This is a genomic window from Pedobacter sp. MR2016-19 (genome assembly GCF_014947265.1).
Taxonomy (GTDB): domain Bacteria; phylum Bacteroidota; class Bacteroidia; order Sphingobacteriales; family Sphingobacteriaceae; genus Pedobacter.
In genome coordinates this window covers 110,479-133,487 of sequence record NZ_JADCNK010000009.1, presented here as the reverse complement: position 1 = coordinate 133,487, position 23,009 = coordinate 110,479, and the positions used below count along the sequence as shown (strand labels likewise).

The 23,009-nt window shown below is 37.4% G+C and carries 20 protein-coding genes and 1 tRNA gene; 12 read left to right on the top strand and 9 right to left on the bottom strand.

What is annotated here, in order from left to right:
* Positions 1 to 15 precede the first annotated feature (15 nt).
* Positions 16 to 672 (bottom strand): TatD family hydrolase, encoded by a 657-nt coding sequence (locus IM793_RS13705; protein WP_193422231.1) that lies wholly within the window; start codon positions 670 to 672, stop codon positions 16 to 18.
* A 207-nt stretch (positions 673 to 879) separates the two neighbouring features.
* Here IM793_RS13705 and IM793_RS13700 point away from each other — a divergent pair, with 207 nt between their 5' ends.
* The gene (locus IM793_RS13700) at positions 880 to 1,413 is read left to right on the top strand and encodes a thioredoxin family protein (RefSeq protein ID WP_193422229.1); all 534 of its coding nucleotides are present in this window, start codon (positions 880 to 882) and stop codon (positions 1,411 to 1,413) included.
* A 101-nt stretch (positions 1,414 to 1,514) separates the two neighbouring features.
* Here IM793_RS13700 and IM793_RS13695 read toward each other — a convergent pair whose 3' ends face one another.
* The 5 genes from IM793_RS13695 to IM793_RS13675 form a co-directional block, all read right to left on the bottom strand.
* Positions 1,515 to 1,724: a hypothetical protein gene (locus IM793_RS13695; RefSeq protein WP_193422227.1), complete on the bottom strand. Its 210-nt coding sequence runs from the start codon at positions 1,722 to 1,724 to the stop codon at positions 1,515 to 1,517.
* Positions 1,725 to 1,902: 178 nt separating this feature from the next.
* Positions 1,903 to 3,636, bottom strand: a complete 1,734-nt coding sequence (locus tag IM793_RS13690; protein WP_193422225.1) for a glycoside hydrolase family 3 protein — start codon at positions 3,634 to 3,636, stop codon at positions 1,903 to 1,905.
* 90 nt (positions 3,637 to 3,726) lie between these two features.
* Complete coding sequence (nadD, locus tag IM793_RS13685) at positions 3,727 to 4,299, bottom strand: nicotinate (nicotinamide) nucleotide adenylyltransferase (protein ID WP_193422223.1); 573 nt, start codon at positions 4,297 to 4,299, stop codon at positions 3,727 to 3,729.
* A gap of 235 nt (positions 4,300 to 4,534) precedes the next feature.
* A complete protein-coding gene (gene gmk / locus IM793_RS13680) occupies positions 4,535 to 5,101 on the bottom strand; it encodes a guanylate kinase (protein ID WP_193422221.1) in 567 nt (188 codons plus the stop codon).
* Positions 5,102 to 5,159: 58 nt separating this feature from the next.
* Entirely contained in the window at positions 5,160 to 6,023 is an 864-nt protein-coding gene (locus tag IM793_RS13675; RefSeq protein ID WP_193422218.1) for a YicC/YloC family endoribonuclease, read from the bottom strand.
* 703 nt (positions 6,024 to 6,726) lie between these two features.
* Here IM793_RS13675 and IM793_RS13670 point away from each other — a divergent pair.
* Positions 6,727 to 7,443: a hypothetical protein gene (locus IM793_RS13670; protein ID WP_193422216.1), complete on the top strand. Its 717-nt coding sequence runs from the start codon at positions 6,727 to 6,729 to the stop codon at positions 7,441 to 7,443.
* A gap of 6 nt (positions 7,444 to 7,449) precedes the next feature.
* Positions 7,450 to 8,160: a hypothetical protein gene (locus tag IM793_RS13665; protein ID WP_193422214.1), complete on the top strand. Its 711-nt coding sequence runs from the start codon at positions 7,450 to 7,452 to the stop codon at positions 8,158 to 8,160.
* 202 nt (positions 8,161 to 8,362) lie between these two features.
* Here the strand turns inward: IM793_RS13665 and rnc are convergent, their stop codons facing one another.
* The 3 genes from rnc to IM793_RS13650 form a co-directional block, all read right to left on the bottom strand.
* Complete coding sequence (gene rnc / locus IM793_RS13660; RefSeq protein ID WP_121287475.1) at positions 8,363 to 9,091, bottom strand: ribonuclease III; 729 nt, start codon at positions 9,089 to 9,091, stop codon at positions 8,363 to 8,365.
* Between the two features lie 95 nt (positions 9,092 to 9,186).
* A complete protein-coding gene (fabF, locus tag IM793_RS13655) occupies positions 9,187 to 10,440 on the bottom strand; it encodes a beta-ketoacyl-ACP synthase II (protein WP_121287478.1) in 1,254 nt (417 codons plus the stop codon).
* 21 nt (positions 10,441 to 10,461) lie between these two features.
* Positions 10,462 to 10,698, bottom strand: coding sequence for an acyl carrier protein (locus tag IM793_RS13650; RefSeq protein ID WP_008508386.1), 237 nt, complete (start codon positions 10,696 to 10,698; stop codon positions 10,462 to 10,464).
* Positions 10,699 to 10,856: 158 nt separating this feature from the next.
* On the opposite strand from IM793_RS13650, the gene IM793_RS13645 reads away from it, so the two are divergent.
* The 9 genes from IM793_RS13645 to IM793_RS13605 all read left to right on the top strand — a co-directional run bounded on the left by IM793_RS13645 (position 10,857) and on the right by IM793_RS13605 (position 23,009).
* A complete protein-coding gene (locus IM793_RS13645) occupies positions 10,857 to 11,276 on the top strand; it encodes an IPExxxVDY family protein (RefSeq protein ID WP_138818787.1) in 420 nt (139 codons plus the stop codon).
* A gap of 148 nt (positions 11,277 to 11,424) precedes the next feature.
* Positions 11,425 to 12,855 carry a pyruvate kinase gene (gene pyk / locus IM793_RS13640; RefSeq protein ID WP_193422212.1) on the top strand — a complete coding sequence of 477 codons (1,431 nt, stop codon included), beginning with the start codon at positions 11,425 to 11,427 and terminating at the stop codon, positions 12,853 to 12,855.
* 89 nt (positions 12,856 to 12,944) lie between these two features.
* Positions 12,945 to 13,029 (top strand) — tRNA-Ser (locus IM793_RS13635).
* Between the two features lie 926 nt (positions 13,030 to 13,955).
* Positions 13,956 to 15,017, top strand: coding sequence for a helix-turn-helix domain-containing protein (locus IM793_RS13630; protein ID WP_193422210.1), 1,062 nt, complete (start codon positions 13,956 to 13,958; stop codon positions 15,015 to 15,017).
* A 209-nt stretch (positions 15,018 to 15,226) separates the two neighbouring features.
* Positions 15,227 to 15,802 (top strand): hypothetical protein, encoded by a 576-nt coding sequence (locus IM793_RS13625; RefSeq protein ID WP_193422208.1) that lies wholly within the window; start codon positions 15,227 to 15,229, stop codon positions 15,800 to 15,802.
* A gap of 152 nt (positions 15,803 to 15,954) precedes the next feature.
* A complete protein-coding gene (locus IM793_RS13620) occupies positions 15,955 to 16,569 on the top strand; it encodes a hypothetical protein (RefSeq protein WP_193422206.1) in 615 nt (204 codons plus the stop codon).
* A gap of 245 nt (positions 16,570 to 16,814) precedes the next feature.
* A complete protein-coding gene (locus tag IM793_RS13615; RefSeq protein WP_227256252.1) occupies positions 16,815 to 18,950 on the top strand; it encodes a S9 family peptidase in 2,136 nt (711 codons plus the stop codon).
* 557 nt (positions 18,951 to 19,507) lie between these two features.
* A complete protein-coding gene (locus IM793_RS13610) occupies positions 19,508 to 19,873 on the top strand; it encodes a hypothetical protein (protein ID WP_193422204.1) in 366 nt (121 codons plus the stop codon).
* Between the two features lie 109 nt (positions 19,874 to 19,982).
* A complete protein-coding gene (locus IM793_RS13605; RefSeq protein ID WP_227256251.1) occupies positions 19,983 to 23,009 on the top strand; it encodes a SusC/RagA family TonB-linked outer membrane protein in 3,027 nt (1,008 codons plus the stop codon).

Sequence of the window (23,009 nt, the reverse complement as noted above, 5' to 3'; positions counted from 1 at the left end):
TAGTGTTTAAAAAAATTATATTAAATTCAATTTATTCCAGTCAGCAAAAATACGAGCTTTAAGTTCATCAACTGTACATTTTTTTAAAATGGCTACAGCCTGGTAAATTTCCTCAATCGAAACATCTGCATCATCAGTTTCTAAGAAAAAGTGATCTGTACTTTGAATCAGTTTAGCTGCACCAGAATTCTCTTTTAAAGCGGCAATTCCAAAAGATAAAAGGAATCCTTTATCTAATAATTGTTTGCCAAGTTGCTCATTTTTGTTGAAACCATGGATAATCATCGGCACTTTGACTTTTAATCGTTCTTTAGTGGCAATTAACTCTGAAAAACATTTAACACAGTGTAAAATCAGGGGTTTATTGATTTTTTCTGCCAGTTCGATCTGCTTTTCCAAAATAACAAGTTGATTTTCCAGATTTTCTCCCCTTAGCCGATCTAAACCACACTCTCCAATCTGTTTTACATTTGTTTGATTCGCAACAACGTTTAGATATTTCATCTGCAGTTCCAGGTGATCAATTTTCGCAAACCAGGGATGAAGTCCAACAGAAATTGGCTTGGTTTTAGGCATCGCTAAAAAGATATCGTTGGTTAACGACAAACTTTGAATGCTGATTACCCCAGGCTGGGTGGCAACTTTGTGGGTATGTATGTCTAAAAAATCCATTACAAGGTAAAGATAAGTAAAAATGGAAGATGGAAAATGTGAGACGGATGATGGAGAATATCAGATATAAAATTAAAAACCAATTGAACCTACTTTGCAGGATTTAAATCCATTAATAACCAATGTTTCCGCTCTGTAAAGAATTTGCTAATCATCTACAAAGTTGCTAGCCTTTATTACATTTGACATTATTATTCATCGAAAATCATGAAAAAATTAATCATTTTATTAACTGCTGTGCTGATTTCGACTGCAGCATTTAGTCAGGCGAAAAAAGAAGGTGTTCATATTTATAACCCACAGGCCGATGCCAGGGCGGAAATTGCTGCTGCTGTTGCAAAAGCGGCTAAAGAAAATAAACATGTTTTATTACAGGTTGGAGGAAATTGGTGTACCTGGTGTATCGCGTTCCATAACCTGGTTGACAGCACCACTACATTAAAAAAATACATCAACGATAATTTTGAAACCGTTTTGGTTAATTACAGCCCGGAGAATAAAAATGAAAGCGTTTTGGCGAGCCTGGGTTACCCTCAACGTTTTGGTTTCCCGGTATTTTTAATTTTAGACGGCAAAGGAAAAGTATTGCATATTGAAAATTCTTCTTATTTAGAAACGGATGAAGTTGCGGCTAATGGCAAAAAGAAAGTTGGACATGACGTTAAAAAAATTACTTCGTTTTTAAAAGGCTGGACCACAACGGCGGTAAATCCTGAAACTTATAAAGCGAAAGCTAAGTAAAGGTTTAAGGTAGTCGGTGTAAGGCTTAAGTCCGAGCGATAAAACCGAAACCTAAAAATTAAGAAAGCCGTTCCGATTTTTACATCAGGACGGCTTTCTTGTTAATCGTTTAGCTCATCTTCGTCTACCTCATCATCGAGGTTTAGCTCATAAGAGGCTCTTGAAGCTTCGTCAGCTTGCTCCAGTAGATCTTTATCATGTTCAATACTGGTATCATCGCCACTAATTTCGTTGATATTTTCTACGTCGTCTTCTTTGCGTAAGGCATCGTTCGGATCGTTCGAATAATTGTCGTCTTCTGGATCTATCATAACATTGAGGTTTTATTATTAAATAATCGTTTTGGAGGCGAAATTGTTTTGGGAAAAGGCTTAAAGGTAAGTCCAAAGAATTATAACATGATAGATAGTTTTCCGTGGTAAAAGATTCTTCGCTATGCTCAGAATGACAAAATACTAATTCCTTGTGCCTTCTTGTCTTTGTGGTCTTTTATAACCCCTCACCAAATTTATAAAATGGAGCAATACTTACTGGTAATTTACCTGTTGGTACTAACCTGTTATTAATTACGGCTGCTGCAGAAATCTGCATGAAATCTTCTTTCTGATAGGCTACCACTAAACCTTTGCTATTTTCTAATCCAGATAAGCCAGCAAGGTTATATGGATTTGCAAACAAGGCAAAAACAGCATTTTTAGCTGATAATTCTTTAATAAAATTCTTTACACCTGCATTTAGAGGCATGTTATTAGCAGGTCTTGATCTGTTATCGTGGATGCCTACAATCACCTGATCAAATGCGCCGATTTCACGGGCAATGTTCGAAATCTGTGTGGCACTTGCATCTTTATCCAATACATAATAAACAGAGTTGTAATATCCTTTAGAAACCTCTTTTTGGAAAGTGGTAACCGAAGGCACGCCAATGCTGATAATGGCCGTTCTCCTGATTGGGATGAGCCGCTTAATATAATCTTTGCCTTTTAACAGCGTTACGGATGCATTGGCCAGTTCCTGTACTAATGCATTGCTCGAGTTGCGGTTTACACCAGCAACAACACCCTGGGTTACAACGGTATCGCGCTTGGCTAAGCTAGCCCAATATTTTGCAGTTAAGATCTTACGTACGCTTTGATCAATTTCGGCCATGCTTACACGATTCTGTCTTACGGCTTTACGCACCAGTTTTATGGCTCTATCGCTATTTTCTGATAGTTCTATGATATCGTTACCCGCAATAATGCCCATTAAATCAGCTTCACCATTCTTAAAATATTTTACAACGCCTTTCATATCCATTGCGTCGGAGATGATTAACCCTTTAAAACCTAATTTCTGTTTCAAAATGCCAGTAACAATCGGTTTGGATAGGGTAGAAGGCAGATTTGGGGTAGCATCTAATGATGGGATATTCATGTGGGCAATCATTACACCCGAAGCACCTTGTTTAATCAGCTCTTTAAAAGGATACATTTCTAAAGTATCCAAGCGTGTAGCGGAGAAGGTAAGCTGCGGTAAATCATAATGAGAATCTACATCAGTATCGCCATGGCCGGGGAAATGTTTCAACGTGGTTAATAAACCACCATCCTGCATACCTTTCATATATGCGGCAACTTTATTGGCTACGTTATATTTGTTTTCGCCGAAAGAACGGTAATTGATTACGGGGTTTTTAGGGTTATTATTAATATCGGCATCAGGAGCTAAATTCATCTGCATGCCCATGCGCTTGTAGTCTTTAGCCACTTCCAAGCCCATTTTATACAATAATTCTTTGTTTTGAATGGCGCCCAAAGTCATTTGATAAGGATAAGAAATAGTACTATCCAAACGCATACCTAAACCCCATTCGCCATCATTTGCCACAATTAAAGGTACCCTACTCAGTTTTTGATAAGCATTAGTAGCTAAAACCTGTCGGCCAGGACCTCCCTGAAAAAAGATCACACCGCCCAATTGTTCTTTTTTAATTACCTGACCAACAGAATCAGTATATTTTTTCCCCAAATTGGTATGCGCCCTGACAAAGAACATCTGCGCAATACGCTCTCTGCGATTAAGTCTGTTAAAAACCGAATCAACCCATTTCGGTTGGTTGGCCAATAATTCTAAATAGGTTTTTTGTTGCGCACTTACAGAAAATGCAGTGCCGAAAAGGGCAATAAATATAAATAAATTTTTTCTCACGTGTTTTGTTGTATCAGCTGCTAAATTAATCATCTAAAGCCTAATTAAACAAAAACCAAACCAAGTAATCGATTTAATACAATTTGTTGTAAGCCTGTTGATTTATGGTAATAAAGATTGATGCTATCTGTACATTCCTTTACCCTCTATGAAGTCGATTACTTTATCAGGAAGAAAAAACTGAACGTTTTTTTTCTCCTTTATGGCCTTTCGGATAAAAGTAGAGGATATTTCCATTAAAGGGGTATTGGTAAAAGTAATTGCAGGATGGTTTTCCCATTCGCTAACATTTGCTCCAGGACGGGGGTACACATAAATTTGGTAATTTTTTAATAACACCTCGTAATTTTTCCATTTTTTAAATGAAGCGAGGTTATCAGCACCCATAATCAGCACAAATTCTTTTTCAGGGTATTTTTCATGAAGATAAGTAAGTGTATCAATAGTGTAAGAAGGCTGCGGCAATGCAAATTCAATATCACTTACGCGGATATGTTCTGCATTTTCAGTAGCCAGTTTGGCCATTTCCAAGCGGTCGTACATATTGGTTAAGCCACTTTTATCTTTCAAAGGATTATGGGGAGATACCACCAGCCATATTTCATTAAGCGCCGTGTGGTTGGCCATATAATTGGCAATAATTAAATGGCCGGCATGGATGGGGTTATATGAACCAAAAAAAAGACCAGTTTTCATTTTATTAGTTTACAGTTTTCAATTGGCGGTTTTCAGTTGAATATGCCAATTAAAATTAAACAACACCATATTTCTCGGGGAAATTTATCATGCGATTTAGCAATTTTTCCAACTTCGTCGCTTTGTAATGCTGAGTTCGATCATAAATCAGAAAAATCGCCCATAAAGTGACTTTAATATTTAACCAAACAATATTTTAGAGCGCCCAAAACTGAGAATTGGAAACTATAAACTGCTAACTTTTCAAGAAATCTCCTACCAACTGCTCTGCTTCTGCACAAGCTGTACTCAGGTCGTAATTTTTTAAAATCACATCAAATTTATCTGCATAAAGCAGTTCTTTTTCAGCTTTGATAAAACGTTCCTGTAATTTTTCAGGGCTATCTGTTCCACGGCCGCTTAAACGTTCTTTTAGAACATCTAATGAGGGTGGCTGAACAAAAATGGCTAAAGCATCTTCTTCATATTTTCTTTTCAAACGGATACCGCCTTCTACATCAATATCGAAAATTACATGTTTGCCATCATTCCAGATACGCTCGATTTCGGAGCGTAAGGTGCCATAAAAAGTTCCATTATAAACCTCTTCAAACTCCACAAATTCCTGGCGGGCTACTTTATGTAAAAACTCTTCCTTGCTAATAAAATAATAATCGTTTTCATGTGTTTCAGCACCCCTCAATTCGCGGGTAGTCGCAGAAATAGAGAAGCTCAGCTCAGGAAATTTCGTTAATAAATGATGTACTATAGTGGTTTTACCTGCTCCTGATGGTGCCGAAAATATGATTAATTTGCCTTGCATTTTTTAAAGTTTTGCGATTGGCGTTTGGCGTTAAGCGCTTATCGCTTTCCGCCTAACGCTACAACACATTCAGTAATTGTTCTTTTATCTTCTCTAATTCTTCTTTCATACCTACAACAAACTGTTGCATTTGGGCATCATTTGCTTTTGCTCCCATAGTATTAATCTCACGTCCAATTTCCTGTGAAATGAACCCCATTTTTTTACCATTTGCCTCTTTGCTTGCCAAAGTTTGCAAGAAATAATCGCAGTGGCTTTTTAAACGTGTTTTTTCTTCGGTAATGTCGATTTTATCGATGTAATAAATCAATTCCTGTTCGAAACGGTTCTGATCTATATTTACTTTGCCTACCGCATCGTCTAAAAACTGGGTAAATTTATCGCGGATTGCAGTAATCCTTTTAGGTTCTAATTCCTCAACTGATTTGAAATAAGAAAGAATGTTTTTAATTCTTAGTTCTAAATCGGCTTTTAAAACTGAGCCTTCATCTTCTCTGAATTTGTTAAAATTGGCCAAAGCCGAGTTGAAAATCTGAAATAAATGGTTCCACTCATCTTCACTTACACTTTCTTCCTTGTAACTGATTACATCAGGAAAAGTTAATGCAGTTTGCAATAAGTTACTGCTGTCAGCCCCTAATTCGTTATTAACAGCAATAAGCTGCTTGTAGTAATGACTTAATAGTGCGGTATTGATGGTTGCACCTGTAACTTCACCATTGGTGCGTTCTACATTGATGCTTAAACTTACTTTTCCTCTTTCGATATCTTTACTACAGATGTTGCGCAGAATCAACTCTTTATCGGAAAAAGCTTTAGGATATTTTAAATTCAGCTCCAGAAATTTACTGTTGAGCGATTTGATTTCGACACTATACTTTGCGTTTGCATAATCGGCTGTTGCTAAGCCGTATCCTGTCATGGATTTTATCATGCGCAAAGATAGGGTTTTAAGCCGAAAGGAGAAATAATAATGGTTAAGGTGCAGAGCTATAGTTCATATAATAAAACATTTTTTATTTAGAAAATCAGCTTTTAGTGTTTCTTTGAGAATCGCAGCCATGCTTTATCCCAATTTCATTAAATTAAGGGTTTTAGCCACAGATGAGCACAGATAAACACGGATTTTCATATCTGTGTGCATCCTTCCTATCTGTGGTTAAATTATTTCTTATGCCTAATGGCTTAACTTAATAACATTGCACTTTACACCGATGAAAAATCTGGATGCCTGCTGCATCCGATAGTTATCGATCGGCTTATGTACAATGTGGAGTAGTTTTTGGCAGGACCTGTTACCTAAAGGATGCAGAACCTTTCCCTAAATGTGGAAAACGATAATTATGGGCATAAAGAATATAATGTTGAATAAATGAATAAAAATCTACCTGCTCATTTCTTATGATTCTTAACGTTTATTTAACAGTTTGCAAGGTTAATAAATGTTAATTTTACAAAAAATATTGGTAGATAGGGTTGTATTTTTTAATCTTCATTAAGGAATATATTAGTTTCATGGTTAAGATGTAACAAGTAAGGCTGGAAACAAACAACAAAAACCTATCTGCTGTTAAAATAGAAACCTAATCTGCGCTATCAGATAATTTAACTTGCCATTTTACACAATGAAGCATTTAAAAATTATTCTTCTATCAATTATCTTAATGCAAGGTCTAAAAATAAAGGCCCAGGATTTTGTGCTGAAAGGTGTGGTAATCGAAAAAGGTTCAAATGTGCGGATTGCTCTGGCCAGTATTACGAACATCCGTAGTAAGACGGGCGCAACCAGTAACGATATTGGCATATTTCAGTTAAATGCCCGGATTGGAGATACACTGTTCATTCAAAAAAGAAATCTGAATGAGCAAAAGATAGTGGTTAAAACAAATGATGACCTGGTTGTTTACCTGATCAGGGGAAGTACCATGCTAGACGAGGTTACAGTTAAAGGGCAGACCAAAAAACAGGAAATGGAGAGCATAAAAAGAGACCTGAGAAGAAATGGTTCATTTTATGGCGGTAAACCTCCATTAATTCTGCTAAACCCATTTGGAGGAAATCCGATAACATTTTTTTATGAGCTTTTTGGAAAAACGCCAACCAGAGCACGTAATTTTAACCGTTATTATAAAAAAGAACTAAGTTTGATCGAGGTAGACAAATTTTTTAATAAAAGTTTGGTGTCGAATAATACTTCCTTAACCGGGAAAGATCTGGACAAGTTTTTGCTTGATTATTACCCAACACGCAGCATGACTCTTAATTGGAGCAATTACGATGCTGTTAAATATATCAAAGAATCGGCTAAGAAATATACCGATACTTTGAAACACACAAATTAACATACCATGAAAAATTTTAAATTTGCCTTTATACTCTTCGTTTTTACCTCAGTCAGTTTCTTCGCAAACGCGCAGGATTTTATTGTGAAAGGTGTGGTAATTGAAAAAGGCTCAAATATCAGAATTGCATTATCAGAAATTACCAACCTGCGGACGGGAATAGGTGTAGGAAGCAATGATATTGGTCTATTTCAGTTAAAAGCGAGAATCGGTGATACGCTGCTGGTAATTAAACGAGACCTGATCGATCAGCGTGTGGTGGTAAACAGCGAAAAAGATCTGGTAGTTTACCTGGTTAGAGGAAGCACCACCCTGGATGATGTAACTATCAGAGGAAATACAAAAAAACAGGATTTGGATGAAATTAAGCAGGAGTTTAAAAACAAGGGGGTTTACAACGGTGGAAAAACAACGGTTTTGTCTGCCATATTTAGCCCCTTAAATGCTTTGTATAACCTCCTTGGTAGCGATCCTAAAAATGCACGGAGATTTGGCAGGTATGCCGATAATGAAATCAAGCAATCGCAGATTGATGTGTATTTTAATCAGAGCATTATTAAAAACAATACAGAATTAAGAGGCGATACCTTAGAAAAGTACATGCTAAACTGCCGGCCCGAATTTGATAAAGCGCAATACTGGAACAGTTACGATTATATTAAATACATTAAAGAATCCTCAAAGAAATTTACAGATACGCTGGGGAAAGGAAAGTAGGGGTTAGTCCTGAGTTTTGAGTTGGGCGTTTGGAGTTTTGGGTGTATAGAATAAAGTCCGAAGTCCGGTGTCGGAGGTCTGAAGTTTTAACCCGTATCGACAATTAATCGATTATTCCCAACAATTTAACAATCCCAGCAATAAAGCAATTAAGTTTAAGATCGTAAACAGCTAACCCAATGGCAAGTGATTCAGTGAAATTTTATATACTCAATGTTTCGCAAGCTTTTTCAGCTGCTAATTTTTCTGCGTTTTTCTTGTTGTAATCTCTTCCGGTACCCACTTTTTCGCCTTCTACTACTGCGCTAATGGTAAATAGTTTGGCACTTTCGCCTTCACCATTTTCTGCCAGTTCGAACAATACATCCTTACCATGGCGTTGGCACCACTCAATTAATTTACTTTTAAAATTGGTTTCAGTAAGTTCAAGGGTATGAATATCGATATGTGGTTTTACAATTCTGCGCAATAAAAATTCTTTGGTAAAATTGTACCCTTTATCCATATAAATGGCACCTATAATGGCTTCAAAAGCATCGCCCAACATCGAATTGTGTTTGGTTTGTATACTCACTGATCGTTGATCAAACTGGATGAGTTTATCAAAACCAATTTTTTTTGCCAGCTGGTTTAAATTAGCCCGGTTTACAATCTTCGAGCGCATTTCTGTTAAAAAACCTTCTTCTTTGTAGGGATAATGTTTAAAAAGCAGCTCTGCTATTACCGAACCCAGAACAGCATCGCCTAAAAATTCCAGGCGCTCATTGCTGCTTCTGCTTCCATTTTTTAAAATTTTTGCTGCAGAGCGATGTCTGAACGCCATTTTATAGAGCGTAACATTGCCTGGAACAAAGCCTAAAATGTTTTTCAGCTTTTTAACAAACTCCTTTTCAGGAGAGAGATAAAGTTTATATAATTTTAATATCGGCATTAAATAAATAACACAATTAACGGCTAATCAGCATATTTAACTAAGTTATCTATTTTTAATTAGCATACAAAATTATATAGCAGTGCTGTTCTAAATTAATCTTCGTATTTCTTGAAAATAACAGAAGCATTATGGCCACCAAAACCGAATGTATTACTTAAAGCAGCTCTAACAGTACGTTTTTGTGCTTTGTTAAAAGTAAAATTCAATTTAGGGTCAAATGCAGGATCATCTGTAAAGTGATTGATTGTTGGAGGAACAATATCATTTTTAACAGAAAGAATTGCTGCAATAGCCTCAATAGCTCCGGCAGCACCTAAAAGGTGGCCAGTCATTGATTTGGTTGAACTGATGTTTAAACGATAAGCATCCTCACCAAATAATGTACCAATGGCTTTGGTTTCACTAATATCACCTAGTGGCGTAGAAGTGCCGTGTACATTGATATAATCTATGTCAGCAGTTGTTAAACCAGCATCTTTCAGTGCATTGGTCATTACCATTCTAGCGCCCAAACCTTCAGGATGAGGTGCTGTGATGTGATTTGCATCTGCACTCATTCCACCGCCTACAAGTTCTGCATAAATTTTTGCACCTCTTGCTTTTGCGTGTTCAAGTTCTTCTAAAATAATGGTTCCTGCACCTTCACCAGCTACGAAGCCATCACGGTCTTTATCAAAAGGACGCGATGCCGTTGCCGGATCTTCATTACGTGTTGATAATGCATGCATGGCATTAAAACCACCCATACCTGCCTCATTGATGATCGCTTCAGAACCGCCACTGATAATTACATCAGCCATACCCAAACGGATATAGTTAAATGCATCTATCATTGCGTTTGTTGAAGAAGCACATGCCGAAACAGTTGCAAAATTTGGCCCACGCAGGCCGTATTTGATAGAGATATGCCCTGGGGCAATATCTACGATCATTTTAGGGATAAAAAATGGATTGTATCTTGGCGTACCATCTCCCTTGGCGAAATTCGAGATCTCATCCAAAAAAGTTTTCAATCCACCTATGCCCGCACCCCAGATTACTCCGATCCGATTGGTATCTAATTTTTCAAAATCAAAACCACCATCTTTCACAGCCTCATCTGTTGCTACAAGAGCATATTGTACAAATGGATCTAGCTTGCGGGCTTCTTTTTTCTCCAAAAAATCTTCAGGATTAAAATTTTTAACCTCACATGCGAATTTGGTCTTGAACTTTTCAGTATCAAAACCCTTAATAGGAGCAGCGCCACTCACCCCGTTAGTCAATCCTTCCCAAAAATCGGGAACATTATTGCCTATAGGAGTGAGCGCACCCAACCCTGTTACTACTACTCTTTTTAATTCCATTTATACTGAAAAAGCGTAATTCTATTTAACGTTTTTTTCCAAATAAGCAATCGCCTGGCCAACTGTACCGATGGTTTCAGCCTGATCATCAGGAATAGCTACATTGAATTCTTTTTCAAATTCCATAATCAACTCTACGGTATCTAAAGAATCTGCACCTAAATCGTTGGTGAATGAAGCCTCTGGCGTAACTTCGCTTTCGTCAACACCTAGTTTTTCTACGATAATAGCCTTAACTCTTGAAGCAATATCAGACATAATTTTATAATTTAATGGTTAAATAATTCTGTGCAAAGAAAAATAAATTCTTACAATTTTCAAATGTTTTTATTTCGATACGTAATTTTGGTATCTCAATAACACAGCGAATATAGAATTAGTTTTTTAATTTCGTTCTGTAAATAATTTATTTCGCTTTGAATAAGACTTACCTAAAACTTACCTTAGACCTTGATTTTATACTAATTGCGATCACAGCACCCCTAAAAGACTATGTGCTTTGCCACAAAATTAATACCCGGTTAAATACACAATTTGAAAAAATAGAAGACCACGAAATATTTTTTAATATCGACGAACCCGCCTGGTCTTTCTCTAAATATTACTTTTTTGTAGAGCAAGGTGAGGTAGAATACTATTTAATTTGTAATAAAAGCAGCGATGGTTTTCTAATTCCGGAGATGAGCAAGGTTGATTTTTTTATTATTATTAAAGAATTTATTGATAAGGAAGATTTGGATTATTTAATTAACGGATTGAATAAACTGCCTGATATACAGGTGGCTGCAAAGATAGATCCAACTAAATTAAAAAGCCGGGAGAATTTGGTAATATAAAAATTATATACATGGTGTATTAAATACACTATATTTGACGGTTACAAACAAAGAACAAAAAAACAAAATATATAAAATTTAATGCAGTTTGATTATTTTAGATAATAATTATGCTTTCTTAAACTGCATTGCTAAAATCAATTAATAAATGAAACCTTTTCATTCGAGAACTAAAATTGTTGCCACGCTTGGGCCTGCATCAGCAAAACCAGATGTATTATATAGTATGTTTAACGCGGGTTTAGACGTTTGCCGTCTGAATTTTTCACACGGATCACAAGCAGATCATCAAGCTGTTTTGGATACCATCCGCGATTTAAATAAAAAATACGAATATAATGTAGGTATCCTTGCCGATTTACAAGGGCCTAAAATCCGTATTGGTTTAGTGAAAGAAGGTGGGATTAACCTGATCAATGGTAAAACTACCGTAATTACCACTACCGAATGTATAGGTAATGAAGAACGGATTTACATCACTTACCAAAGCTTCCCTCAGGATGTTCAGGCTGGCGAAATTATCCTTTTGGATGATGGAAAGCTTCAAATGAAAGTAATTTCTACCAACTTAAAGGATGAAGTTGTTTGCGAAATCGTTCACGGTGGTATCTTAACTTCAAGAAAAGGTGTAAACCTGCCAAATACTAAAGTTTCTATCCCTTCATTAACACCAGAAGACCGTGAAAACTTAGAATTTGTTCTAGAAAATGATGTAGAATGGATCGGTTTATCTTTTGTGCGCAAAGCTGATGACATTATCGAACTTAAAAAGATTATTGCAGAGCGTGGCAAAACTGCCCGTGTAATTGCTAAAATAGAAAAACCGGAAGCTATCGCTAACATTGATGAAATTATCGCTGTTTCTGATGGAATTATGGTTGCCCGCGGTGATTTAGGTGTTGAATGTCCGATGGAAGAAGTTCCATTGTTACAAAAAATGATTGTTGCTAAATGTAGAGCAGCTTCTAAACCAGTAATTGTGGCTACTCAGATGTTAGAAAGTATGATCACTACGCCCCGGCCAACACGTGCAGAGGTAAATGATGTAGCTAACTCTGTTTTGGATGGTGCTGATGCGGTAATGTTAAGTGGCGAAACTTCAGTTGGTGAATTCCCGCTGATTGTTATCGAAACCATGCAAAAAATTATCCAGAACATTGAGCAAAACAATTATCCTTTCAATCCTGATAAGTTTTTAAAACCAAAATCACCATCTTTCTTAAGCGACGCAATTTGCGATTCGGCTTGTTTCTTAGCGAAGCAGACCAATGCAGTAGGTATAGTATCGATGACTTTAAGCGGTTATACTGCTTTCGAAATTTCGAGTCACCGTCCGGAGGCTTTAACCTTTATTTTTACCAGTAACAGGGCCTTATTAAATGCAGTAAGTTTGCTTTGGGGCGTTAGAGGTTTCTACTACGATAAGTGGGAAAGTACCGATAACACCATTATTGAGGTGAACGAATTCTTAAAAAGCAAAAAATTGGTTAAACAAGGCGATATCGTAATTAATACCGCTGCTATCCCGATGGAAGCAAAAGGAAAGACCAATATGTTAAAAATTACAGTTATAGATTAATTTTTCTAACATCATATGTAAAATGCTCCCGATTTTTAACCGGGAGCATTTTTTTTATCAATAAAAAATATACTTTTGCAATCCAACACGGAGAGGTGTCAGAGTGGTCGATCGAGCACGCTTGGAAAGCGTGTGTACTGCAAGGTACCGCGGGTTCGAATCCCGCCCTCTCCGCAAATGTATAATCAAAATACACAAAAATGCTTTAGACTTTATGCTTAAGGATTTTAGGATGGTGTAAGGGGTTTGATGCGTTGTATGATAGATATATACAGAAAAGGTTATTTTAAGCTACCTTCTTATTGGACAAATTCAGTTTTTGTCTTATTTTAATTAGTTTGGTTGTTAAGCGATTTATTAATTATTACCAGGCAATAATCATCTTCTTTATCATTTCTCAAAATTTTGCATCATTTTTTCTGATTTCCGCTCCGCATGATTCTATTAAATAGGAATTTTTAATGGCTTGATTTTATTTAAAATCTGATCAGTTCTCAGGAATGTGCATATTCAAGATTGAAATAATATTTATGCTTCATTATTTTAATTTTAATGAAATCGATTTAGTATGCTGTATTTGATTATATTTATGAAGGCTATTGATTGTTATCAACAATTGCTTTGATATAAGTCAATATCTATTGGTTTTTTATTGACAACCTTTGAGAATAACTATCATTAAAACTGAGTTAACCAAATGGATAGTTTAAATAAAATAGCTCCACATCAAAAAAATAAGTTATCAAATGCGCACCAGTCAAGATAGACAGATACTCTTTAACTCCGATTTTTAGTCTACCCCGTCAAAGACACTTCTCAACAGAGTTAAATGCCCAAATTTTCACATCAAAAGTGCATATTGTAGGCATGCTATGTTAGATTGTCTGAAGTCGTTTTAAAGAAATCCTATCATCACGCCAGGCTTATTAAAGTGAGTTGTTTTGATACTGAAAGGAGTAGTTCTGTTAGGGTTTTGCCTATTCAAAGGAACTTTGCTGTCGTCGGCAAAAAAGCTCTTAATCAGGTAGTTTGATCAGTAATAAACAATCACCGATATCGCAAAGTGATTGGCGGTCCAAAAGATAAAAAAAAAATATTGAATGGAAGGATCTAAGATATTGATTATTCTCAAAGATTCCGGGCTAAGGTCCAAAATTTCAGACATACTGCTGTTCAGTAAGTATGTAGTTGAATTAACTGATAGTGGAAAGCAAGCGATGGAGATAGTTAAAAGCCACCGTGTCGACTTAATTATCTGTGGAATTGAGTTATATGGAATTGATGGATATGGCGTTGTGAGAATGCTAAACAAATTTGTGGATACTGCAGGGATTGGGCTGATTATGTTATTAGAAACTGGGGATCAGGCCGCATTACGCAGGGCAATGGAAATCGGTGCGGACGGTTATCTGTCAACTAGTTTTGATGATGCTGAACTTTTGAACCAGGTGGAGGTAAGGTTAAAGAAAAAGAGATTTCAGCAAGAACTTTTTTTAAAACAGCATTTTCAGGAAAGAAGCATGATTAAATCTAGCAACGAAATGTTTTGGCTGGATGAGAAATTGGACCGGCTGAAGGCTCGCTTCTTTAGAAAGAACCAGACTATTTATTATCAGGGCGAATATCATTCAGGTCTTTACTATCTGGTATCTGGCAATGTTAAGACATTTATCTCAGATAGCTCAGGAAATCTTTTAATCACCGACATCTATGGACCTGGAGAGTATTTTGGACTTCAGGATTTTGCTTTGGGTTCTCATGCTTTTCACACCTCAAAGGCGATATCAGACGCTGAAATAATCGCAATTCCGCTGAAAGATGTTAATGAGCTTATAGTTGAATATCCAGATATACTAAGAGTTTTTGTTAAAAAACTTGCAGTGTCGGTAAGGGATATGGAAGAAAAGGCAATGGCACTTGCTCATGCCTCAGTACGAGAGCGGGTGGCAGCTGCCATTATCAGACTTGCAAAGCAGGGGAAGAACTCTTCAGATAAAATTCGTGTCAGTCTCCCTAGAACTGATCTGGCAAATATTGTTGGCATAGCTTCAGAGACTTTGAGTAGGATTCTTAGTGATTTTGCCAGGGATGGACTGATAGAAAAGGACGCGAATGACATTCTCCTTAATAGTATAGAGAAACTTCGGAAAGTAAATAGGTAGTAGAATCAGGGACATATTTACAGGGTTTAACCAAAATTTTCCAGGCAGGTGTAATTCTGAAAACAATCAAGGTTTCAATTGTCGATGGTCATGTTATCGCCTTTGCCAGATAGGGAACTTAGACCAATTGACTTAACGCCCATAGATATTGAAAGGCAAGAGAATTGTTTTTGCAGTTGTTGAGCATGTTAACAGATAGGTTAAATACAATGAAAATAAAATCAATAAAAGAAATTAAATTATTCCTCAATTTTTTTCTGCCAATTATAAACAATACCCACCGCCATGCATTGCGTTATGTTTTCAGGCATTCTTTCTTTGCACAGATTTCGACCGGTAATAAAATTTCTGTAAGTACCTTTTTGGGTTATTCAGATAGCTTTATTCTCGTATTACAGGGATTTGTGAGTGGATATATTTTTGAGTTTCCGATGCCAAGACGTGATGTTTGGTTGGGAGTATCCGGTAGTGTATACTTTAACGAAAGCCAGGTAAACGAAGCTAAGGGATTCAATCTTGAGGCTCTGGAAGATTCTTGGCTATTGATAATACCCCGCAGAGAACTTGAAAAGGGCTGTGATGATTACCCAATATTAAACCGCCTTTTTAGTCATTTGCTATTTCCAAATGCAATAAGAGATCTCAACAACATAACACTGCTCTCTAAACTGGATGGCCCCGAAAACAAGTTAAGGTATTTCAAAACGATTTATCCTAAGGTCTGGAAGCAGGTGCCTGAAAGGATTTATAGAACTTACCTCATTCAGCCAGACCTTTGGTCGTGAGTTTGGAAAAAGCAAATTTGATTCTTTATACGCTATGACAATTTTACTTTGTTTTAATGGCTAATTAACATAACCTGAAGTACTTCCAGTAATCGATATTATCTACTATGACCCGGCTATTCTTTACCTATTTTTTTTTATACATAGTGTTTTTGGCTGCACTAAATTTTTATGGAGAGTTACATTATTTCCGAAGTTTTAAAATCGACATTCTAGGTTTTGCCGACACCACTGATCTTTTGATCTCTGAAAGGGTTTTCTCCATAGCAAAAGAATTAGCAATTTCGTTTTTAATGCCCTTTGTTATTTGTTTGATATTTATTGGATGCAGTTGGGCTAAAGACACATGCACTGATAGGTTTTTTAGAAATTTATGCTTAATTATCGGACTTGTTCCAATTATACTTTTTTTCTGCTTATCCTTTCAGTCTGGTTTTGAAGAGATCTTAGTTCCATTCCTTATTGCCTTGGTGTTATTCTTGTTTTTGTGGATTGTTGTATTTCATGTAAGGCTATTTCAACTGAAATGTGTCTGCATGCACCTATTTTTGAGCTCATGTATCTTAGTAGGATTTTTTAAAATTGCCAGTATTGACAGGCATATCAGCACCAAAATGACTTCAATAAAAGTATCTCTACCATTTAATGATGTGGTTACGGCTGAATTTTACAAACACTCGATTTTTTTGGGAAGTACTGAGGATTTTGATTTTTATTACGATATAAGTAATGCAAAGGGGATAATTGAACCAAAAAGTAATATGTAGCAAGGAGTTTTGTGCAGTATCTTTTTTGATATCACTTGTCTACATTGTAAACGCTGCGCGTTCTCTTTGCATTCTTTGCGGTTAACAAGAGAAAGTGTAGTCTAGTATCAGGTCAGGTGTCCAAAAGTCTGAGGTAATTTGTCTGGCTCTTTACGCCTTCCCCCAAGCCTTATGCCCATTTTGTATCACGATTAATACCTATCGTTTGCCAAAACAGTATTATTTTTATCGCAAGATTAACTAACATGATGAATAAATATTGGCTTACCGTAACGGCTTGTACTTTGGCCATTACGGCAAATGCTCAGCAGAAGGCTTTAACCGTTAGCGATTATGAAAGAGCGGAAAGTTTTATGAGCTATAACACCGCAAAGTATATCGACCATGCCAACGTGCAGCCGAACTGGCTCGAAGGTGATAAATTTTGGTATAGCACAAAAACGAATGGTAGCGAACAGACTTTTCTGGTAGATCCCGCAAATAAAACCAAAACAGCCACTACTGATTATAAAGGTGGCGAAATGCCATCGCGACGCTTGGGTGGCCGCAACGAGGTATTATCACCTGATGGGAAAAAAGCCATTTTAATTAAAGATTATAATCTTTTTGTGAAAGATGCGGCCTCAGGCAAATTAACACAGCTCACCACCGATGGCATTAAAGACTATGGTTATGCTACCGATAACGCAGGCTGGAAACACAGTGATGCCACAATTTTACGTTGGTCGCCCGATTCAAAAAAGATAGCGACCTTTCAGCAAGATCAAAGAAATTCAAAAGATATGTACCTCGTAACCACTAATGTGGGTGCACCGGTACTAAAAGCCTGGAAATATCCCTTGCCTGGCGATAAGCAGATTGCAACCATCCGTAGAGTGGTTATCGATGTAGAAAACCCGAAAGTAATTTCGCTTAACATTCCTGCAGATCAACATCGGGCAACTTTGAGTGATGATATATCAAGCAGTGGTACTTTTGATGATATCGATTGGAAAGCAGATGGATCGGAAGTTGCTTTCGTGTCGACTTCACGAGATCATAAAAATGAAAAGTTCCGTATTGCCAACGCCACAACAGGTGCTGTTCGCGAAGTTTTCGAAGAGACTGTAAAAACACAGTACGAATCGGGGCAAGGATCCATCAACTGGCGTTATCTTCCTGCTTCAAAAGAAATTATCTGGTATTCGGAAAGAGATAACTGGGGACATTTGTATTTGTACGATTCAAGTAACGGAAAATTGAAAAACCAGATTACCAAAGGCGATTTCGTAGTTTCTCGTTTGATTAAAGTTGACGAAAAGACACGTACACTTTACTTTTTTGCAAACGGACGTGAGAAAGGAAATCCTTATTTCAGTTACCTGTATAAAATTGGTTTCGACGGGAAAAATTTAACCAACCTAACTCCTGAAGTAGGAAATCATATTGTATCACTATCTCCTTCAGAAAAATATTTTATCGATAGCTATTCGCAGCCTGATGTACCAGCAGTTACCGTTTTGAGAAGCATTGACGGAAAACTAATCAATACTTTAGAAAAAACAGATGTTTCGAGATTAATCGCTACAGGTTGGAAAGCGCCCATTCCGGTTTCGGTGAAAGCCAAAGATGGTAAAACAGATATCTATGGTCTGGTTTTTACACCAACAACAATGGATGCCAACCAGAAATATCCTGTTATCGATTATATTTATCCTGGGCCACAGGGTGGTAGTGTAGGCAGCTGGGCATTTGCAGCTTCGCGTGGCGATAATCAGGCCTTGGCCGAACTGGGTTTTATTGTTGTGGTAATAGAAGGAACCAGTAACCCCGACCGCTCTAAAAGTTTTCACGATATGAGCTACGGCAACATGGCCGAGAACACCTTGCCTGATCAGATTGCGGCCATCAGACAACTTTCTGCAAAATATCCTATCGACACGACAAAAGTAGGTATTTGGGGGCATTCTGGTGGTGGTTTTGCTACTGCTGCGGCAATGTTCCGTTATCCGGATTTCTTTAAAGTGGGTATTTCTGAATCAGGAAACCACGACAACAGAAATTACGAGGACGATTGGGGCGAACGCTATAACGGCCTGGTAGAAAATTCAGATTACGAAGTTCAGGCGAATCAAAATTATGCTAAAAATTTAAAAGGTAAATTGATGCTGGTTCACGGCTTGATGGATGATAATGTGCCACCATACAATACGTTATTGGTAGTAGAGGCGCTTGAAAAAGCAAACAAATCATTCGATCTCGTTATTTTTCCAAACAGTGCACATAGTTACGGTGCTTACTCGCCTTATATGATGCGCCGCCGCTGGGATTACTTTGTACAGAACCTTTTAGGTGCAGAACCACCTAAAGATTACCAGATGAAAGGCCCAACAGCAAGATAATTTTTTTGAGGCTGTATGTAACTACATATAGCCTCAATGTTTTTAACATCACCCAAATCCGCTCTCCATTAAAATAGATTCTTCGGTTATTTTTCATGAAACAGAATTTTCTGAAATATAACCATCGCCTTTTAAAGGGCCATTTATAATTTAAATGTACAATTAAAGATGTTATCCCAAATCTCCTCAACAGGCTAATTGGCCAATACTCTCCTTTCCCAATCATCTATTAAGCTTTTAATAGATATTTCTCAATTTGTAAACAGTTCTATCCGTATCGTTTAACTGTTGTTGGCCAAAAACAGGCAACGTGTTTCAATCCCTAAATCAGTTTCTTGCGGGCCGTAAAGGATACATTATACCATTTATAGCTACAAATAATTTCATTTTTATGGTTTTATATGATTTATGAGTTATATTCATACTATAAATTTGATATTTCGGGTAGGTTTAACTGCTCGCTTTTGACGATTAATCATTACACTAACCTAGTACTAAACTAAATGACAATAGCTTTGGAGCCATTATATGGACCGGACTTATTGTATCAAAAAATTATGGGACAACAAGAACTGTTTATCATTTTATATCCCCCATTATATGTCATTATAGGCCAGCTGCAAGCCATAGCCAAAAATATAGTATATCCAAAAACAAAAATACCAGCCTGGCAGAAAGATGCCGTAATTTATTGCCTTAACAAGATAAGTTTTAAAGTCCATCGAAATGGTGTTAACGATTACCAAAATGTGCTCGCGGAATCCTATTCGCCCATAAATAGGGACCGATATGAGTTAAAAACAGCTTATTGTTTTGATGTCATAAATGTCGGGAACGATCCCAGAGATTTTGAATTGCCCAATCAGGAGCGGGCATTTATCAATGGAGTTATTCATTGGTACCAGTTATCAATAGCAGTATAATCAATTAAATATGAATATAAAACCGAAAACCATGAAAAAGAGTCCGCCCTAAATTCCAGTACTAAAATCGCTTAAAAACCTAATTTCTAACCAATTATAATAAATCGCTATGAACATCACTTTACCAGGCAATTGGTCTGTTTTGTCTTTGAAACAGAAATTGTATTCACTAAAGAAACTCATCAGTTTAAGTCTCTTAATTCTTTTATCCAGTACGGCAGCTTTTGCCCAGATCACTGTAAAAGGTATTATATACGATACCGATAAAACGCCTTTAGCTGGCGCAACCATACAAATAACGGGTACAAATACCAGAACACAAAGCGATGCAGAGGGTAAGTATCAGATCACTGCCCCAAACGGAACAAGCCGGCTAACGGTAAGCTTTGTAGGTTACGAATCGCAAACGGTAAGTATCAACAATCAAATCCTGCTTAACATTACCTTAAGTTCGCTCAATAACCTCGAAGCTGTTGTGGTTATCGGTTATGCATCCGTAAGAAAAAATGATTTAACAGGTGCCGCAACAACCGTATCAGCCAAAGATTTTAATAAAGGCCCGCTAAATGCGCCCGATCAATTGATACAGGGTAAAGTTGCAGGTGTACAGATGATCAATAACAGTGGACAACCGGGTGGCGCCTCTACTGTTCGGATAAGGGGTAATTCTGCCATTACCGGAACAGGGCAGCCCCTTTATGTAGTAGATGGGGTAGCACTGGACGGAAGATCGGCCAGGCCATCAACAAGCGCCGGTATCGGTACAGCGCCAGATGGCAATCCTTTAAACTTTATCAATCCGGCCGATATCGAGTCGATGGAGATATTGAAAGATGCATCGGCTACGGCAATTTACGGTTCGCGTGCTGCCTATGGTGTGGTTTTAATTACTACTAAAAGAGGAAAATCCGGGGAGACCAAAATCGATGTAAGTGCATCTGCAGGCGTAAGTAACATTGCAAGGCGGGTTGATGTTTTAACGGGCGACGAATACCGTGCAGCACTGCAGAAATACAGCCTTACAACCGGTAATTTCGGGAGCAGTGTTGACGCTTTGGATGCGATTACCAGAACAGCATATAACCAAAATTACTCAATTGGTATTAGCGGCGGCACCAATGGTAATACCTTCCGTGTTTCACTTGGCTACCAGGATCAACAGGGAATCATCAAAACGACCGATTTTAAAAAATACAGTGCTGGCTTTAATGGTAATTTCAAATTTCTGGAAAGTAAAAAGCTGGGAGTGGATATTAACATGATCAGTAACCAGTACCTGGAAAGTGTAGCACCAATTACGACCGATGCGGGGTTTACAGGAAGTTTAATTTCGCAGGCATTATCGTGGAATCCCACCCAATCTTTCTATAATCCCGATGGTAGTTTATTTATAGATTACGGTTCTACCACCATCAATCCTTTAGCTGCCCTGGCTGCAAATAACGATAAATCGAAAGTGTCTACCATTTTGGGCAGCGTTTCTCCATATTACAAAATTACGCCCTGGTTAGAGTACCGCATGCTTGCCAGTGTAAATTATAGCACGGGTATCAGAAGGGCATCTACCAGGAGCACTTTAAACCTGCAGGGCATCCAGCCATCCGGAACTTTTCTTGGTGGTTATGCCAGCTACTCCAACAACGAATTGATTACCCAGCAGTTTACCAATACCTTAAACTTTAATAAAGAAATTGCAAGCAAGCTAAACCTGAACGCAATTTTAGGTTATGAGTATTCAAACTTTATCAACAAAGGGGCAACCAATACCGCAACCGGTTTTGGCGATATCGCTGCCGATTATACGGATGCTTTTCAAACCACGGCACCAGCTAACCGTACATTTTCTACCTTTAATAACCCTACAACAGAATTACAATCTTATTTTGCAAGGGCAATTTTTAATTATGATAACAGGTATATCTTAACAGCCACTTTCAGGGCAGATGGTTCTACCAAATTTGGTAAATCTAACCGTTATGGTTATTTTCCTTCTTTTGCCGCCGCCTGGGACATCAGAAAAGAAAGTTTCATGTCTGATATCCAATGGTTAGATCAGTTAAAATTACGGTTAGGTTATGGTAAAACAGGTAATCAGGATTTTCCATCTGGTTCTGCCCAGCTCCGTTACGATTTTGGAAATGCGAACGGTTCGCCTATCCTAACGCCGATCAATAATGAAAATGCCGATTTAAAGTGGCAATCGGATAAACAGGCCAACGTGGGTATCGACTTCGGACTGTTTAAAAACAGGTTAACGGGATCAATAGATTATTTTAATAAAAAAACCAACGATTTATTGTTCCCGCAAATTGCATTTTCTCCGGCAGTTGGTGGTAATGTGCCTACCTGGGTAAATTTACCAGGCCAGATCATCAATAAGGGATTGGAGTTAACGTTAAATGGTACAATTATCGATAAAGATAACTTTACATGGTCTTTAGGAGGTAATGCTACTTTTATCAACAATAAAGTTCAGAACATAAATGGCATTATTAAAACAGGTTCGCTAAATGGCCAGGGTTTAAGTGGTGTCACAACCGAAGTGATCCAAAATGGTTTACCACTTTTTGCCATGGTTACCCGCCAGTATAATGGTTTGGATGCGAGTGGCTTTTCGCAATATACCGATGATGGCTTTACCGCTTATTATGTAGGTAATCCCAATCCGAAAGTGATTTTAGGTTTAAGTACCAATTTAAGGTATAAGAAATTCTCGTTCACGGCAAACTTTAATGGTTCATTTGGCCAGGATATTTATAACAACACCGCAAATTCTGTATTGGCCATTTCCAACCTGGGTGCCCAGCGGAATATTTCTGCCGCCTTGGTTAACTCACCTATTCAAGAGTCGCTTGCAAATCCAATTGCGGCTTCATCAAGGTATATCGAAAAAGGTAATTACCTAAAGTTGGCCAATGCCACCCTTAACTACAATATCGGGAATATCGGTAAATCAATAAAATCTTTAAACGTTTATGTTAACGGACAGAACCTATTTGTAATTACAAAATACACCGGTTTTGATCCAGAGGTGAATGTAAACAAAGGTGTTAGCGGGGTTCCTTCTGCCGGGATAGATTATACGGCTTATCCAACAGCAAGGACCTTCAATTTTGGTGTTAATTTTTCCCTTTAA